18 protein-coding genes are annotated in these 14,831 nt (G+C 71.4%); 9 read left to right on the forward strand and 9 right to left on the reverse strand.

The window, feature by feature from the left end; genetic code table 11:
- On the reverse strand, positions 1–821 hold an 821-nt coding region (locus I5G_RS16970), incomplete at its 3' end, for a cytochrome ubiquinol oxidase subunit I (protein WP_022880129.1).
- A gap of 133 nt (positions 822–954) precedes the next feature.
- Between I5G_RS16970 and I5G_RS16975 the strand changes: the two genes are divergently transcribed.
- From I5G_RS16975 to I5G_RS24905, 3 genes are all read left to right on the forward strand, one after another.
- A complete protein-coding gene (locus I5G_RS16975) occupies positions 955–1,506 on the forward strand; it encodes a PadR family transcriptional regulator (protein ID WP_022880130.1) in 552 nt (183 codons plus the stop codon).
- Positions 1,507–1,602: 96 nt separating this feature from the next.
- A complete protein-coding gene (locus tag I5G_RS23180) occupies positions 1,603–1,860 on the forward strand; it encodes a hypothetical protein (RefSeq protein ID WP_022880131.1) in 258 nt (85 codons plus the stop codon).
- 87 nt (positions 1,861–1,947) lie between these two features.
- Positions 1,948–2,310, forward strand: coding sequence for a hypothetical protein (locus I5G_RS24905; RefSeq protein WP_083896684.1), 363 nt, complete (start codon positions 1,948–1,950; stop codon positions 2,308–2,310).
- Here the strand turns inward: I5G_RS24905 and I5G_RS16985 are convergent.
- Together I5G_RS16985 and I5G_RS16990 are read right to left on the reverse strand one after the other, a co-directional pair.
- Entirely contained in the window at positions 2,291–2,992 is a 702-nt protein-coding gene (locus tag I5G_RS16985; protein WP_022880132.1) for an ABC transporter ATP-binding protein, read from the reverse strand. The two genes, I5G_RS24905 and I5G_RS16985, sit on opposite strands and share 20 nt — an antisense overlap.
- Positions 2,989–4,065 carry an FtsX-like permease family protein gene (locus I5G_RS16990; RefSeq protein ID WP_026096033.1) on the reverse strand — a complete coding sequence of 359 codons (1,077 nt, stop codon included), beginning with the start codon at positions 4,063–4,065 and terminating at the stop codon, positions 2,989–2,991. Before I5G_RS16990 ends, I5G_RS16985 begins: the two co-directional genes overlap by 4 nt.
- Before the next feature lie 144 nt (positions 4,066–4,209).
- On the opposite strand from I5G_RS16990, the gene I5G_RS23185 reads away from it, so the two are divergent.
- The 5 genes from I5G_RS23185 (at position 4,210) to I5G_RS17015 (ending at position 8,286) form a co-directional block, all read left to right on the forward strand.
- Positions 4,210–5,187, forward strand: a complete 978-nt coding sequence (locus I5G_RS23185) for a sensor histidine kinase (protein WP_306305794.1) — start codon at positions 4,210–4,212, stop codon at positions 5,185–5,187.
- 180 nt (positions 5,188–5,367) lie between these two features.
- On the forward strand, positions 5,368–5,988 hold the full coding sequence (locus tag I5G_RS17000) for a response regulator transcription factor (protein ID WP_022880134.1): 621 nt from the start codon (positions 5,368–5,370) through the stop codon (positions 5,986–5,988).
- A 28-nt stretch (positions 5,989–6,016) separates the two neighbouring features.
- On the forward strand, positions 6,017–6,520 hold the full coding sequence (locus I5G_RS17005; RefSeq protein WP_022880135.1) for a bifunctional nuclease family protein: 504 nt from the start codon (positions 6,017–6,019) through the stop codon (positions 6,518–6,520).
- Positions 6,521–6,611: 91 nt separating this feature from the next.
- Positions 6,612–7,661: a phosphogluconate dehydrogenase (NAD(+)-dependent, decarboxylating) gene (gnd, locus tag I5G_RS23190; RefSeq protein WP_275574427.1), complete on the forward strand. Its 1,050-nt coding sequence runs from the start codon at positions 6,612–6,614 to the stop codon at positions 7,659–7,661.
- A gap of 58 nt (positions 7,662–7,719) precedes the next feature.
- On the forward strand, positions 7,720–8,286 hold the full coding sequence (locus I5G_RS17015; RefSeq protein WP_022880137.1) for a ribonuclease H: 567 nt from the start codon (positions 7,720–7,722) through the stop codon (positions 8,284–8,286).
- 16 nt (positions 8,287–8,302) lie between these two features.
- Here the strand turns inward: I5G_RS17015 and I5G_RS17020 are convergent, their stop codons facing one another.
- The 5 genes from I5G_RS17020 to I5G_RS17040 are packed head-to-tail and all read right to left on the reverse strand — an operon-like array spanning position 8,303 to position 12,618.
- Complete coding sequence (locus I5G_RS17020) at positions 8,303–9,607, reverse strand: HNH endonuclease signature motif containing protein (RefSeq protein WP_036329024.1); 1,305 nt, start codon at positions 9,605–9,607, stop codon at positions 8,303–8,305.
- Between the two features lie 57 nt (positions 9,608–9,664).
- Complete coding sequence (locus I5G_RS26250; RefSeq protein WP_022880139.1) at positions 9,665–10,582, reverse strand: GNAT family N-acetyltransferase; 918 nt, start codon at positions 10,580–10,582, stop codon at positions 9,665–9,667.
- 55 nt (positions 10,583–10,637) lie between these two features.
- Positions 10,638–11,366: a hypothetical protein gene (locus I5G_RS17030; protein WP_022880140.1), complete on the reverse strand. Its 729-nt coding sequence runs from the start codon at positions 11,364–11,366 to the stop codon at positions 10,638–10,640.
- Entirely contained in the window at positions 11,363–12,259 is an 897-nt protein-coding gene (locus I5G_RS17035; RefSeq protein ID WP_022880141.1) for an ABC transporter ATP-binding protein, read from the reverse strand. Before I5G_RS17035 ends, I5G_RS17030 begins: the two co-directional genes overlap by 4 nt.
- Positions 12,256–12,618 (reverse strand): GntR family transcriptional regulator, encoded by a 363-nt coding sequence (locus I5G_RS17040; RefSeq protein ID WP_022880142.1) that lies wholly within the window; start codon positions 12,616–12,618, stop codon positions 12,256–12,258. Before I5G_RS17040 ends, I5G_RS17035 begins: the two co-directional genes overlap by 4 nt.
- 89 nt (positions 12,619–12,707) lie before the next feature.
- Between I5G_RS17040 and I5G_RS17045 the strand changes: the two genes are divergently transcribed.
- Positions 12,708–13,397 (forward strand): hypothetical protein, encoded by a 690-nt coding sequence (locus tag I5G_RS17045; RefSeq protein WP_022880143.1) that lies wholly within the window; start codon positions 12,708–12,710, stop codon positions 13,395–13,397.
- On the opposite strand, the gene I5G_RS17050 is transcribed toward I5G_RS17045, so the two are convergent.
- On the reverse strand, positions 13,394–14,053 hold the full coding sequence (locus tag I5G_RS17050; protein WP_022880144.1) for a nucleoside/nucleotide kinase family protein: 660 nt from the start codon (positions 14,051–14,053) through the stop codon (positions 13,394–13,396). The genes I5G_RS17045 and I5G_RS17050 overlap by 4 nt on opposite strands.
- Positions 14,054–14,831: the final 778 nt, after the last annotated feature.

Consider the following 14,831-nt stretch of genomic DNA (forward strand, 5'->3'; position numbering starts at 1 on the left):
AGACGAGAAGAGGCGTTCGCGCCGCACACGGTGTTGAAGGTCGCCTCGGCCGCGGCCATCTTCATGGGCTGCGTGGCCACCATCACCAGGCTCAGCTGGTCGCCGGCGATCGCGACGAGGACGAAGGACACCACGGTCGACCAGAGGCCGAAGCGCAGCGGGGCGCGCATCATCTCGACGTTGCGGCCGCGGGCCAGATGCCAGGCGGAGACCGACACCACAACCATCGCGGCGAACATCCACCCCGAGAAGATCGTGTGCGGGAACGCCGCGAGCGCCACGGGGTTCAGGAGCAGCTTGCCGAAGTCGACGAGTTCGGCGCGGTGGCCGTCGGCGGACATCTGGTAGCCGACCGGGTTCTGCATGAACGCGTTGGCCGCGATGATGAAGTACGCAGAGAAGGTCGCGCCGAGGGTCGCGAGCCAGATGCTCGCGAGGTGCAGCCCGCGGGGGAGCTTGTCCCACCCGAAGATCCACAGACCGATGAAGGTCGCTTCGAGGAAGAACGCCAGGAGCCCCTCGAACGCGAGCGGGGCGCCGAAGACGTCGCCCACGAAGCGGGAGTAGGCCGACCAGTTCATGCCGAATTGGAATTCCTGCACGATTCCCGTCACGACGCCCATGGCGAAGTTGATGAGGAAGATCTTCCCGAAGAAGCGGGTCAGGTGCAGCCACTTCACGTCGCCGGTGCGGTACCAGACGGTCTGGAAGATCGCGACGACGAGCGACATCCCGAGCGTGAGGGGCACGAAGAGGAAGTGGTACAGGGTGGTCAGTCCGAACTGCCACCGAGCGAGGATGAGGGGGTCGAGCCACTCCACGGGATGCCTCCGATCGACGACCTTTTCTGTGGTCAGACCACAGGCTACTCCGCGTCAGGACGCGGAAATCAGGGTTCACTCGGTGTCGAACCATATACTCGGAAAAGCATTCTGCGGTAGGTCGGAGGTCCCTATGTCGGTGCGCCAGAGCCTGCTAGCGATCCTCGATCGGGGCGACTGCTACGGGTCCCAATTACGGGCGGAATACCTGCGTCGAACCGGCGCCGCGGTGAACGTCGGCCAGGTGTACACGACCCTCGAACGCCTCGAGCGCGACGGGCTCGTCGAGAACCGCGGTGCCGATGACGAGGGCCGCGTCCTGTGGGGCGCGACCGCGGCCGGCCGTGCCGAGGCGCGTGCCTGGCTGGGCGCGGCGTCGCTCGCCGACCGTCGGGACGAGGTCGCCCTCCGCATCGCGCTCGCCCTCACCCTCCCCGGCGCCGACGTCCCGGGCCTGCTCGCGGCTCAGCGCGCGGCCGTGCGCGAGGCGCTGGCGGCCCCGGTCCCCGAGGACGAGAACATGGATGCCGTGTCCCGCGCGGTGCTGGCGGCGGCCCGCCGTGCGCGACTCGAGGCAGACCTGCGTTTCCTGGACGAGGTCGAACGGTTGGCGGGAGATGCCGTGCCGTTCGGCCTGTCGGACGAGCGTCCGCGCCGAGGACGTCCGGTCCGAAGCGCCGGCTGACCCCGTAGCCCCGGGATACCGATCCGTCAACCCCGGCGCGACATTTCGTCCGGCAGCGCACTCTGGGACCACCCCCGGTCGCAGAGGAGCTCGCTCATGGTCATGGACATTCCGATCAGCCGTCCGGGGCAGCGCGAGATCGTCACCGAGATCCCCTGGACCCGCGTCGATCTCGACCTGTACGAGGTCGCCAGCGAGGGATGCATCGTCGGGTACGTCGAAGTCGTCGGCTCGGTCTTCGTCGCCCTCGGCGGAACGCGATACGACCGCGCGGTCGAAGTGGCGCAGCATCCGACGTTCCACGCCGCGGTCGACACGGTCCTGAGGCGGGCGGTCGGTGGGGGGCGGCGATGACCGCCGACCCCTTCCCCACGGGGCCGCATCGGCCGGTGCGCATCGCGCACCTGCCCCCGGTTCGTAAGCGCGCGCGAGAATCGAAGGATGACACGAACGCTGGCCGCTCTCCCCGGCGCGGCGCGCCGGTTGTGCCTGAGCCGCCGAAACGGGGAGATCTGCACGCGTGAGAAGGGCCACCGCGGCCTTCATCACCGTCGCGGCGGTTCCCTGCTCTGGAACGACCTGCAAGCTGATCCTCCGGAGTGCCCCGGCGCCGGAACTGCGGCCGAGCCGGCGCCCACCCTCGCGGACGGGTTCCCCGGCGGACGTGCGGTGTGCCCGGTCTGCTGGGCGTTCGTCGCCCTTGAGGCGGACGGGACACTGAGTCCGCACGAGACCTGGCGGGGCGACCCGACCCGCGCCGAGGCCGACCGGCGCCGGGAGTGGTTCAACGCGTTCGGCTGGTGAGTTCCGTCACGCGAGCCTTGCCGTCGATCACCTCGACGGTCTCGTCCAGCGCGTCGCCGTGCACGAGGTCGTGCGTGACGAGCAGAGTCGCCGTGGACCGTTCCCGCGTGAGACGTGACAGCAGCTCCATGATCGCCGCCCCGCGTTCCTGGTCGAGTGCGCTCGTGGGCTCGTCGACGAGCAGCACGCGCGGCTCGTGCACCAGCGCCCGGGCGATCGCGACGCGCTGCCGCTGACCGCCGGACAGCTGTGCGGGCCGACGGTCGGCCTGCGCGCCGAGGCCGACGGCATCCAGGAGTTCGTCGACACGCGAGCGCACCGCCGCCCGGCGCGACCGCGATCCTCGGCCGCCGAGCTCGCCCATCACGCGCAACTGCTCGCGCGCGGTGAGCGCCGGCAGCAGCTGCGGCTGCTGGAACACGATGCCGATCTTCTCCCGGCGGAGCGTCGTGGCCTCGGCGCGGGACAGGCCCGTGGCATCCGTCCCGTCGATGACCACACGGCCGGAGTCGGGCCGGATCAGCGTCGCGGCCAGCGCCAGCAAACTCGACTTGCCCGAGCCGGAGGGCCCGGTGATGCCGGTCACGACGCCGGGGCGTCCGTGGAGGGTGACGCGGTCGACGGCGGTGACGCGCGAGTCGCCGTCGGGATAGGTGAGGGTGACGTCGTCGAGCAGGATCATCGTGTGCTCCCGAGAGCGGTGAGGGGGTCGGATTTCGTGACGGTGCGCAGCGACACGGCCGCGCCGAGGAGTCCCAGGGCGATCATCGCCAGAGCCGGTGCGACGGTCGTGAGCGGATTCAGGACGAAGGGGAGCGCGCCACCGGCGAGCGCGCCGAGGGCCGCCGTGAGGCCGATCCCGACGCCCACGCCGACGACCAGCACCACCACGGCCTGACCGAGCGCGTCGCGGACGAGCGCACTCGTGCCGGCGCCGAGCGCCTTGAGCACGGCGATGTCTCCGGCGCGCTGCATCGTCCAGACGGTGAAGAACGCGCCCACGACCAGGGCGGAGACGCCGAACAGCATCGCGATCATCAGCGCGAGCGACCCGATCTCGGAGCGGAACGTCGGCAGCGCCGTGAGGCTCGCGAGCGGACTGGCCGCGGTGGTGCCGGTCGCGGCGGTGAGGGCGTCCCAGTCCGGCGACCCGCTCACGGCGAGCACGGTCGCCTCTCCCGAGCCGCCGAGGCGGGTGTCGAGGGCGGTCCACGCGGTCGGGGTGAGCGCCACGACCGGTGTGTGGCTGTACCAGGCGTCGCCGCCGACGGATGCCACGCGGTAGGTCGTCCCGGCCACGGTGATGTCGTCGCCGACCGAGGCCCCGAGCGCTCCGGCGGCTCCGGCGGAGAGTCCCACCTCGTCGTCGCCCGTCGGAGCGAGGGCCGCGAGGTCGGTGCTCCCCGCACCCGCGTCGAGGCCGAACAGGGCGACGCCGCCGCTGCCGCCCGGGCCCTCGGCCCGGCCCTGCGCGATGCCGACGGGAGCGACCCGTGCCACGCCCGGGGCCTGGCGCCACGCCTCGACGGTGCCGGCGTCGAGCGTCGAGTCCGCGAAGGTCACGGCCGCGGTGCCCTCCGGGTGCAGCACGAGCCGGTCGCCGGGGAGCTGCAGCACCGCCGAGACGTTCTGGGCGGCGAGTCCGCCGGTGAGGCCCGACAGGAAACCGACGAGCAGGGTGATGAGCGCCACGACCGCTCCGATGAGGGCGAACCGCCCGCGGGCGTACCGCAGATCCCGCCATGCGACGTACACGTCGCCTCCTTCCGCCCGGCGGATCTCGCCGGTCCTTCCACCCTCCCCGGGGCGGTCCGGCGGGTCATCGCCGCCGCGGGCGAACTCTCCCTCCACCTTTCGGATGATTCGCCGGGGGCGTGGCATCCGTACCCTGGAACCGACATGCCGCACCGCACTCTGGCTCCCGTCTTCACCGGGCTGCGCGCGGGGCTCCACGCGCTGTTCGTCGGGCTCCTCGCGCTCGTCGTCGTCCGCGTCGTGTGGACCGGCGGTTCGCCGTGGGCGCTCGCGCTCGCCGCTGTCCTCGCCGCGGTGTACCTCGCGGGGCTGGGGATCGCGCGCACGCGCAACCGCGCGAGCGGCGTCGCGTGGATCGGCGCGCTGACGCTGGTGTGGGTGCCGCTGATGTGGCTCGTGCCCGAGGCCGCCTACCTCGTCTTCCCGCTGTTCTTCCTCTACCTGCACCTGCTACCGGGGTGGGCCGGTCCCGCGGCGGTCGTCGCGGCGACCGGGGTGACCATCGTCGCTCTCGCCGTCCACGGCGGGCTCACCGTCGGCGGGGTCGTGGGACCGCTCGTCGGGGCCGGTGTCGCCCTCCTCATCGGGCTCGGCTACGGAGCGCTCCAACGTCGGAGCGTCGAGAGCGAGGCCCTCGTCGCGGAGCTGCTCGCCACGCGCGACCGGCTGGCGGCGACCGAACGCGAGCAGGGCGTCCTCGCCGAGCGTGCCCGTCTGGCGCGCGAGATCCACGACACCGTCGCCCAGGGACTCTCGAGCATCCAGATGCTGCTCTACGCGGCGGAGCGGGCGGATGCCACGGGCCCCGGCATCGCCCACATCCGGCTCGCGCGGCAGACCGCCGCCGACGGTCTCGCCGAGACGCGGCGGTTCATCCGCGAACTCGCGCCCCCGACACTCGATCGGGGCCTCGGGCCCGCGCTGCAGCGCCTCGTGGAGGGCTGGGCTCAGCGCGAGGGCATCGACGTGGAGGCATCGGTGCCGACCGAGGTGTCGCTGCCGATGGATGCGCAGACGGCTCTGCTTCGGATCGCCCAGGGCGCGCTCGCGAACGTCTCGCAGCACGCCGACGCGGGCCGCGTGCGCGTCGCGCTCGCCCAGGAGGCGCGGACGTGCGGCTGACGATCACCGACGACGGACGCGGATTCCTTCCACGGGCGTCGAGGGCGCGGCATCCGGGACCGATTCCTTCGGCCTGCGGGCGATGCGCGAACGCGTGGAGCAGCTGGACGGCGACCTGACGGTCGAGAGCGCGCCGGGGGAGGGCACCGTGGTGGCGGTCACCCTGCGGGGAGCGGCGTCGTGATCCGGGTCGTGATCGCCGACGACCATCCCGTCGTCCGCGCCGGGGTCCGGGCGCTGCTCGAAGCCGAGCCCGACATCGAGGTGGTCGGCGAAGCCGCGACGCCCGACGAGGCGGTCGCCCTCGCCGCCGACCTCTCGCCCGAGCTCGTCCTCATGGACCTCCAGTTCGGCGAGCGGGCGGCGGGCGCCGAGGCGACGCGCCGGGTCCGCGCGCTCCCGGCTCCGCCGTACGTGCTGGTGCTCACCAACTACGACACCGACGGCGACATCCTGGGCGCCGTGGAGGCCGGGGCCAGCGGCTACCTGCTCAAGGACGCGCCCCCGCACGAACTGCTCGCGGGCGTCCGTGCCGCGGCCGCAGGGCAGAGCGCCCTCGCCCCCGCGATCGCCGGGCGGCTCCTCGCCCGGTTGCGGGAACCGCGGGTCAGCCTGTCCGCGCGCGAGATCGAGGTGCTGCGGCTCGTCGCCCGCGGGGCGTCCAACGCCGACGTCGCCGCACGCCTGCACATCACCGACGCGACGGTGAAGTCGCACCTCGCCCACATCTTCTCCAAGCTCGGCGTCTCCTCCCGCACGGCGGCGGTCTCTGCGGCGCGGGCACTGGGGGTCCTGCGGTGACCGCGGGCTCGCCCCGTACGATGGCGGCATGGTCCCGGTTCGCGTGCTCGGAGTGGCCCTGGACTCCGCCCAGCAGCACGTGATCCTGCTCGCGCCGCTGCCCGGGTCGAGCGTGGAGGACGGCACCGTCCTCCCGGTGTGGATCGGCCCGCCGGAGGCGATGTCCATCCTCGTCGCCCTCGAGGGAGCAGCCACCCCGCGGCCGCTCGCGCACGACCTCATGGTCGTGATGCTGCGTCAGCTCTCGGCATCCGTCGAGCGCGTCCAGGTGACGCGCTTGACCGAGGGAACGTTCTACGCCGAGATTCACCTGCGCACCCCGCAGGGTCCGTTGATCATCGACGCCCGACCCTCGGATGCCATCGCCCTCGCGGCCCGGACGGACGCCCCCATCGCGGTCGCCGAGGCCGTGTTCGCCGTGGCGGGCGTGCCCGAGGGCGCCGTCGAGTTCGACGCGCGCGGAGACGACGACCGCGTCGAGGAGTTCCGCCGATTCCTCGACGACGTCGACCCCGAGGACTTCCAGGGCTGACCCGGCCACCCCCGTCTCGCACGCTCCTAGACTCGAAGAGTCGCCCGTCGTGGCGGACATCACGATGAACGGGGTACGAATGCAACTCGCCATGGTCGGACTCGGACGAATGGGCGGAAACATCGTCCGCAGGCTCATGAAAGACGGCCACGACTGCGTCGTGTACGACGTGAACCAGGACGCGGTGGGGGGCCTCGCGAAAGAGGGGGCCGTCGGGGCCTCGAGCCTGGCTGATCTGGCCGCGAAGCTGGAGGCGCCGCGCGTCGTCTGGCTCATGATCCCCGCGGGGCTCACCGGCAACGTGGTCGACCAGGTCGCCGAGGTGCTCGAGCCGGGCGACATCATCATCGACGGCGGCAACTCCAACTACCGTGACGACGTGCGTCGGGCCGCGAAGCTCAAGGATTCCGGCATCCACTACGTCGACATCGGAACCAGCGGCGGCGTGTTCGGTCTCGAGCGCGGCTACTGCCTCATGGTCGGCGGCCCGGACGAGGCCGTCGCCCACCTGGAGCCCGTCCTGCGCACGATCGCCCCCGGGCCCGGCGACATCGAGCGCACCCCCGGCCGCACCGGCGACTACACGCCCGAGGAGCGCGGCTACCTGCACTGCGGACCGTCGGGCGCCGGCCACTTCGTGAAGATGGTCCACAACGGCATCGAGTACGGCATCATGGCCGCGCTCGCCGAGGGCCTGAACGTCCTGAACAACGCCGACGCGGGGCTGAAGCAGGGCGAGCACTCCGCCGAGGTCGCGCCGCTCGAGGAGCCCGAGTTCTACCAGTTCGACATCGACACGGCGAAGGTGTCGGAGCTGTGGCGGCGCGGATCGGTGATCTCGTCGTGGCTGCTCGACCTCACGGCGGCGGCGCTCGCCCAGAACCCCACGCTCGACGGCCTCGCCGGGCGCGTGTCGGACTCGGGTGAGGGGCGCTGGACCGTGAAGGCGGCCGTCGACACCGGCGTTCCGGTGCCGGTGCTCGCGTCGTCGCTGTTCGAGCGCTTCGCCTCGCGCGGCGAGGACCACTTCGCCAACCAGGTGCTCTCCGCGATGCGGTTGCAGTTCGGCGGACACCAGGAACTCCCCGCGGGCGACGTGCTCGAGGCCGGCGGCAAGAAGGCCGACAGCAGCGGGAGCTGAGACCGCTCGGTCGGGGACGCGTGCGCGGCGGGGGACCGCCGTCGGGGAGACTAGAGGGATGAGCGATCCCTCCGCGCCCGCGTCCTCCGACCGCTACGTCGTCGCCACCGACGGTGCGTGCAAGGGGAACCCCGGACCGGCCGGCTGGGCCTGGGTCGGGGAGGACGGGCACTGGGCCGCCGGGTCGATCCCCGAGGGAACGAACAACATCGGCGAGCTCCTGGGCCTGCTGCACGCCATCACCGATCACGCCGACGTCCGCGACCTCGTGGTGCAGGCCGACTCGAAGTACGCGATCGACACGTACTCGTCGTGGATGGACGGCCACCGCCGCCGCGGCTGGGTCACCTCCGCGAAGAAGCCGGTCGCCAACCGTGGCATCCTCGAGGCGCTCATCGCCGCGCGCGAAGCGCGCCGGGCGGCCGGGCTTCCCGACGTGGTGCTCGAGCACGTGCGCGGGCACAGCGGGCACGTGCTGAACTCGTGGGCCGATGAGCGCGCCGTCCGCGCGTCGCAGCACGCCGCGAAGGGCGAGGAGCTGATCTGGACGTCGCTGCGCGGCCTCGACAGGCTCGACGTCGCGTCCGCGCCGCCGCGCTCGGCCGCGGACCGCAACGGGCGCTGAGCCCCGGGTTCGTTCGTCAGAACGGCGGCGGGTCGGGCTCGGGGACGAAGGCGACGTACCGCTCGGGGCGTTCGGTGACCGTGTTCCCGAGGGGACTCGTCCACTCGATGCTGCCGTCGGGACCCTGCCGTGCCGTCCACGAGGTCTCGGTCTTCAGCGTGTGATGCCGCGTGCACAGGCACGCGAGGTTGGTGCGGGCGGTCGGTCCGCCCCGGGCGTGGTCCTCGCTGTGGTCGATCTCGCACGCGCGCGCCGGTCGTCGGCATCCGGGGAACCTGCAGTGCACGTCGCGGGCCCGCACGAATCGCTGGATCGCGGGGGAGGGCCGGTACCGGTCGACCGCGAGCACCGCGCCCGTCACGGGGTGGGTGACGACCCGGTCCCACGCGGGTGACCCCGCGAGGAGCTGGCGCGCGGTGTCGGCGTCGATCGGGCTCTGCCCGTCGATCGAGGCCCCGCGGTCGCTCGCCCCGGCGGCGGTGAGGGCAGGGACGACGACCGAGACGTGCGCCCGGATCGCGCCGAGGCCGCCGGGGAGCGCGTCGGCCGTGGGGTCGATCGTCGGCTGCCCGGTGAGGACGAGGTCGCACAGCAGGTCGGCGCGGACCTGGTCGATCGTGCGGCGGTCGTCCACGGCATCCGGGCCGTCGGCCGCGCTCTCCGGGTGAGGAACGGAACGGATCGCCCGCGCCTGGCGCGTGAGGCGGTCGTACATCGCGCGGATCTTCGCTGCCCCGTCGAGCACGCCGAGCCGTGCCATGCCGTCGACGTCGTCGTCGATCCAGACGCGGCGCTGCTGCTCGGCCTGCGCGAATCGCTCGCTGATCGACACGGGGTGAAGCTCTTCGACGAGGGCGCGCGCGAATGCCCGAGTGCCCGCAACGGTGTCGGTCGCGGCACGCTCGATCACGCGGGACTCGAACGAAGCTCGCGTAGCCGGGTCGTCGAGCTCGACGCCCACGTCGCGGATGACCGCGGCGTGCCGCGCGCTGATCCGCGCCTCGGCCAGCGCCTGCAGCGTCGCCGGGAAGTCGTCGACGAGCTGCAGCGCCTCGTCGAGACGGCGTTGGACGGTGCGGTCGTTCCAGCGGAGGGCCACGCCGATCTCGGCCGCGATCGACCGCAGCGCCATCTCGCGTTCCTGCACGGCGCGCGGGCGGTGCCGGGACCGCTCGAGCGCGACGCGCATCGCGGCGGCGAACTGCACGACGCGGGCCGCCTCGAGCTCGGCCAGCGCCCGCTCGCTCTCGACGAGCGCGGCGACGGCATCGGTGAGGACGGCATCCTCCCGATCGTCGAACACGGGCGGTCGATTCGGCATGCACACATGCTGCCACGGACCTCCGACATCGCGCGGCGGCTATCCACAGGCGATCGCCTACCGTGCTGAGCCCCGGGGAACCGACGTGCCCTGGTGGAACACGCATCGTGGCTCGGGGTCGACGCGCCAGATCGACGTGCGGCGGCTGCTCCGCCCGTCGAAGCGCAACACGTAGTTCAGCAGCACCAGTCCGGGCGCGAGCTGTCGTGCTTCGCGCTCGCCGATCTCGATCTCGCCGCGTCCGGGGTCGGATGCCAGTGCAGCGATGATCTCGTCCCGCGTCCAGCGGCGTCCGGACTGGCCGATCTCGACGAAGTCCGCCGCGAGCAGCTCGCGCAGTCGAGCCGCATCGGCGCGGACGGCGGGCGTGAGGAGGCGCTCCTCGGCCTCCCACGTTGCGGCGATGAGGGCCTTGGCATCCCGTGACGGGTCAGTGAGTACCGGCCACGGGGCGACTGTCGTCGTGCCGTTCGCCCAGTCGCGGCGGAGCACGCTGAAAGCGACGGATGCCAGGGGCTCCCCGTCAGCGACCGGCCAGCCGTCACGATAGTGCGCCTCGAGAACCCACCCGCAGCGCTCGAAGGTCCGGCGCATCGCGATGTTGTCCTCGCGCGTCTGCCCCTCGAGGCGGAGGACGGCGGGGTGTTTCCGGAAGACGTGATCGGTGGCCGCCGCGAGGGCCGAGGCTCCGACACCGAAGCCGCGGTGCGGCTCGCCCAGCCGCAGGTCGACCATGGCCGTCGCGTCCGTGAGGTCGTGCAGTCGGACGATGCCGACTCGCCCGCGCTCCTCGTCATCGATCCAGAGAGCCTCGGTTTCCCCATTCCCCCAGTCCCCGGCGTCGATCGCCGCCCGGACCTGCTGCTCGGTGGATTGCGGACGCACATGGAACGGGAAGACGTTGCGGGTGAGGAACGACACGAGCTCGTCGCGGTCCTCTCCCGCGGCGGCGAGGGGCGTCAGGTGCAGCGGCACGGATCCGCCTTCCGACCGGGGCCCGGACGTGAGCCCCACAGCGACGCGGCCACGGTCAGCGCACCGACGCGCGTCGCAGCAGCGCGTACTGACCGAGGAACGCCAGGACGATGGCGATCCCGGTGGCCAGCGCGGCCCACCAGGGCTGGACGTCGGCCGCGAACGGGATGACGAGGATCGCGATGAGTCCCAGCGTCAGCACCAGCACCGCGGCCAGAGCCGTCGGCCCGAGCGCCCCGAACCGCACCCAGGCGGCGGCGAACGCCCCGCCGACCGAGAGGACCGCCAGCGTCGCGAGGAACGATGTCACGGCGAGCTGGAACGGGTCGCCCGCTCCCAGGATCCAGACGTCCGTCATGTAGATGTCGAAGAACCAGTGCCCCGTCGCCAGCTCGATGCCGAGGAGGACGAGCAGCATCGCCGTGACGTAGAGCGAGATCGCGACGTGACTCAGGACGGTGCCGACCACGAACGTCCTGCGGGTCGTCCCCAGAGACAACGCGAGCGGGAAAGTCAACGAAACAGTCTGTACGCCGAGCCAGCCGAAGAATCCCGGGAGGGCCCAGAAGACGGCGGCGTTGCTCCTGCTGTTCTGCACCCACTCGGTGCTGCCGGGCACGGAGCCCAGGCGGAAGAAGATGACGGCGAAGACGACGGTCAACGCGAAGACGACGAGCATGATCAGGGGCGGGGTCCGAAGAAGCAGGCCGCGCTGCGAGAAGTGCAGGCGGAGGACGTCGAGCGGAGTGGCGCCGCGCCGAGCGGCGGCGGTGAGGGTGGTCATGCGCGCGTTCCTTCCAGCGACTCGGACTCGACGCCGTAGGCGGCGACGAGGTCTTGCAGGGTGGCGGGGGTGAGCTGCACGCCCGATCCCTCGGCGGCGCGGCGCAGCGCGTCGTCGGCCGGTGTCTCGAGGACGAGGGAGCAGAGACCGCCGATCGTCCGGCGCTGCAGCACGGGTCGCCCCGCCGCCACGGCCTCGACCGCTGCCGTGACCCCGCTGACCGTGACGGCGCTGCCCCGCAGGTCGTCGGCCGTGGCCGTACGCACGAGGCGTCCGTCGTCGACGATGACGACGTGTTCGAGCAGCGGCTCCATCTCGTCGATGAGGTGCGTGGACACCAGGACCGTGCGGGGGTGCTCGAGGTAGTCCTGCATGAGGGTGTCGTAGAAGAAGCGGCGGGCCGTGGCATCCAATCCGAGATACGGCTCGTCGAAGATCGTCAGCGGTGCGCGCGAGGCGAGGCCCAGCACGATTCCGAGCGACGACGCCTGACCCCGGGAGAGCTTCTTGATCGCCGTCTTGCGAGGCAGGCGGAAGCCGTGGACGAGGTGCTCGGCGACGTCGGCGCTCCAGCCCTCGTGGAACAGGGGAGCCACCTCGAGCACCTGCCGCAGCGTGAAGTCGTCGGGGTAGCGCTGGTTGTCACGGACGAAGCTGATGGAGGACATCGTCGGGGCGTCTTCGTACGGGTCGACCCCGAAGACCTCCACGGAGCCCGTCGAGGGGCGGTCGTGTCCGGCGATGATCGACATGAGCGTGGTCTTTCCCGCGCCGTTGCGGCCGAGGAGCCCGGTGATGGCGTCGGCGGGGATGTCGAGGGTGAGGTCATCGAGGGCCCGCGTGCGCCGGAAGCGTCGCGACACCCCCGACAGGCGGACGGCGGGCTGCATCATGAGGATGCCCCTTCCTGATCGATGATGCGGTGGAGGTCGGTGAGATCGAGGCCGAGCGAGCGGGCCTCGGCGAGAAGCGGTGCGACGAAGCCGGCGCGGAAGGCCGTGGTGCGTTCGTCGCGGAGCCGCTGGCGGGCGCCTTCGCTGACGAACATGCCGAGTCCGCGTCTCTTGTGCAGGATGCCGCGGTCGACGAGGAGTCCGAGACCCTTGCCGACCGTCGCGGGGTTGATGCGGTGGAAGGCGGCGAGCTCGTTCGTGGAGGGGACCTGCGTTCCCTCCGGGTAGCTCCCGGCGAGCACGCCGTCGGCGATCGAGTCGGCGATCTGCAGGAAGATCGGCTTCGCGTCGTCGAGCATTCGGCTCCTTTGGTTCATTACTTGAGTAATTAACCTATGAGGTGGATGCGGGGATGTCAATACCGCGGCGTCGGCGGCACACTGGGCACATGGAGTTCGCCGGCGTCATTCCGGAAGATGCGCCCGACCCGCGGCTCGCGGCGGACGCGCGGCTGCGCACCGTGCCCTTCCGCGTCCTCGAACTGACGCCCCAACCCGCGCTCTCGCGGCTGCCCGGCGTCGGCTTCGTGGAGGGGGGACTCGGCTCCGCGCAAGAAGAATGGTCGGTGACGCTCGGCTACACGTTCTGGCGGCATCCGGAGAACCACGATGATCCGCGCAACGAGCGCGAACTCGACGAGCGCACGCGGCGGTCCATCGAGGAGGAACCGCCGTGGCCGCGCCCCGCGTGGATCATCGAGATGGCGCAGCTGTTCCGCTACCCCATGCTGCACGATGCGGTGCGCACCACCCGTTACGGTGTCGAGCGGACGGATGCCACGGTGTCGAGCCAGCTCGTCCACCACGCGAACCACGTGCTGCGGAACTCGTTCCGCGAACAGTTCGGGCTGCCGATTCCGATCGGCGTGCACTTCGCGGGCGAGGTGGCGCCCTCGTCCGTGGCGCCCGCGTCGCTGGTGGTCGACGGGGAGCGGCGGCCGGCGCTCCACATCGACACCGACCCGTTCGTCTACGCCGTGGGTCTCGAGGTCGCCGAGCGGGTCATCTGCACGGTCGTCCTCGACCGCGACGTCCTGCCGTTCCTCGACCTCGCGGTGTCGACGCTCGCCGTCGCCTAGACGCTTTCGCCCGAGACGACGAGATCCGCTCGACCCCGCGTGGTCTCGATCAGCGCGGCGTTGACCCCGTCGACATCGCGCGCCCAGGCCGTCGCGGCCTCGACGGTGCGGCCGTGGCGCGTGTGCCGCTCGACGAGGCGCGCCTCGCGGACCGTGTTCGGCGCGGAGCAGAACCACGCCTCATCGAGGGCGTCGCGTACGCGTGCCCACGGGCCGTCGTCGACGAGCAGGTAGTTGCCCTCCACGACGACGATGCGCGCTTCCGGCTCGATCGCGATCTCGCCCGCGACGCCCTCGTCGACCTCGCGGCGGAAACTCGGCGCGAAGACCGTGTGCCCGGTCTCGGCGCGGACCCGGTGCAGCAGGGCGAGGAAGCCCCAGCCGTCGAACGTGTCGATCGCGCCCTTGCGGTCGTGACGGCCGAGTCGGTCGAGCGTGGCGTTGGCGAGGTGGAAGCCGTCCATCGGCAGCGCCGCCGCGGTGCCGGGGTTCCGGGCGTTCAGTTCGGCGACGATCGCCGTGGCGAGCGTCGTCTTGCCGCTGCCGGGGCTCCCCGCGATGCCGAGCAGGAACCGGGGGGATCCGGATGCCGCGCGCTCGACGCGATCGGCGAGGGCGGTGACGGAGTCGGGTCCGGGTTCAGAGAGAGGGGGCACGGCCCGAACCTACCGCCGCACATGACGAACCCCCGCGTCACCCGGCCGGTGCCGGGGACGGGGGGGGGGGGGGGGGGGGGGGGGGGCCCCCTGGGAAGGGGGGTCACCCGGGGGGGGGGCTGGGGCCCCCCGTCCCAAAAAATTAAATCCCCGACCCAATTTTCCCCCCCATTATCAAACCCATTATCCCCCACGGGTGGGGGAAACCCCCCCCGGGGTCCTTTCCAAAAAAAAGGAATCCAAGGAACCCCCCCAAAAAAAAACCCCCATTTCCAAAGAAAAAGGGCTTGGGGAGGCCCTTGCCCTTTTTGCCGGGGAAAAAGGCCCCCCCAATAAACCCGGGGAAAAGGCCCCCAATTTTAAGGCCAAAAATTCCCCAAAACCCGTTTTTTCCCTTTTTTGGGGGGGCCGGGGGGCCCCCCCTTTTTCTGGGTGGGGGGGGGAAAAAACTTTTTTCCCGGGAAGGATTCCCCGGGGAACCCTTTAAAAGGGGCGGGGAATTGGTTTTCTTCCCCTTTCCCCCCCGGGCCCCCAAATTTTAGGGAAAAAAAACTCCGGCCCGGGGCCCCCCAAGGGGGGGGGTTGGAATCCCTTTCGGGGGGAAAGGCCAATCCCCAATTCCCCCCGGGGCCAAAAGGAAAGCCCCCCCGGGCCCCCTGGGGGGTTCAGGGCCTTTTCAAAAAAAACCTTTTCAATTCCCGGGCCCCCCGGGGTTGGGGGGGGTCCAAAACCGGGAAATTTCCCGGGGTTCCCGGGAAGGCCCAAAAAAAAACACCCC

Source organism: Microbacterium sp. B19, assembly GCF_000333395.1.
In the GTDB taxonomy this organism is placed as follows: Bacteria; Actinomycetota; Actinomycetes; order Actinomycetales; family Microbacteriaceae; genus Microbacterium.

Bases quoted from the DNA above. Each gene is read 5' to 3' on its own strand.
- I5G_RS16975 (WP_022880130.1), top strand. From the start codon at position 955: ATGTCGGTGCGCCAGAGCCTGCTAGCGATCCTCGATCGGGGCGACTGC.
- I5G_RS23180 (WP_022880131.1), top strand. From the start codon at position 1,603: ATGGTCATGGACATTCCGATCAGCCGTCCGGGGCAGCGCGAGATCGTC.
- I5G_RS24905 (WP_083896684.1), top strand. From the start codon at position 1,948: ATGACACGAACGCTGGCCGCTCTCCCCGGCGCGGCGCGCCGGTTGTGC.
- I5G_RS16985 (WP_022880132.1), bottom strand. From the start codon at position 2,992: ATGATCCTGCTCGACGACGTCACCCTCACCTATCCCGACGGCGACTCG.
- I5G_RS23185 (WP_306305794.1), top strand. From the start codon at position 4,210: ATGCCGCACCGCACTCTGGCTCCCGTCTTCACCGGGCTGCGCGCGGGG.
- I5G_RS17005 (WP_022880135.1), top strand. From the start codon at position 6,017: ATGGTCCCGGTTCGCGTGCTCGGAGTGGCCCTGGACTCCGCCCAGCAG.
- gnd (WP_275574427.1), top strand. From the start codon at position 6,612: ATGGTCGGACTCGGACGAATGGGCGGAAACATCGTCCGCAGGCTCATG.
- I5G_RS17015 (WP_022880137.1), top strand. From the start codon at position 7,720: ATGAGCGATCCCTCCGCGCCCGCGTCCTCCGACCGCTACGTCGTCGCC.
- I5G_RS17020 (WP_036329024.1), bottom strand. From the start codon at position 9,607: ATGCCGAATCGACCGCCCGTGTTCGACGATCGGGAGGATGCCGTCCTC.
- I5G_RS17030 (WP_022880140.1), bottom strand. From the start codon at position 11,366: ATGACCACCCTCACCGCCGCCGCTCGGCGCGGCGCCACTCCGCTCGAC.
- I5G_RS17035 (WP_022880141.1), bottom strand. From the start codon at position 12,259: ATGATGCAGCCCGCCGTCCGCCTGTCGGGGGTGTCGCGACGCTTCCGG.
- I5G_RS17040 (WP_022880142.1), bottom strand. From the start codon at position 12,618: ATGCTCGACGACGCGAAGCCGATCTTCCTGCAGATCGCCGACTCGATC.
- I5G_RS17045 (WP_022880143.1), top strand. From the start codon at position 12,708: ATGGAGTTCGCCGGCGTCATTCCGGAAGATGCGCCCGACCCGCGGCTC.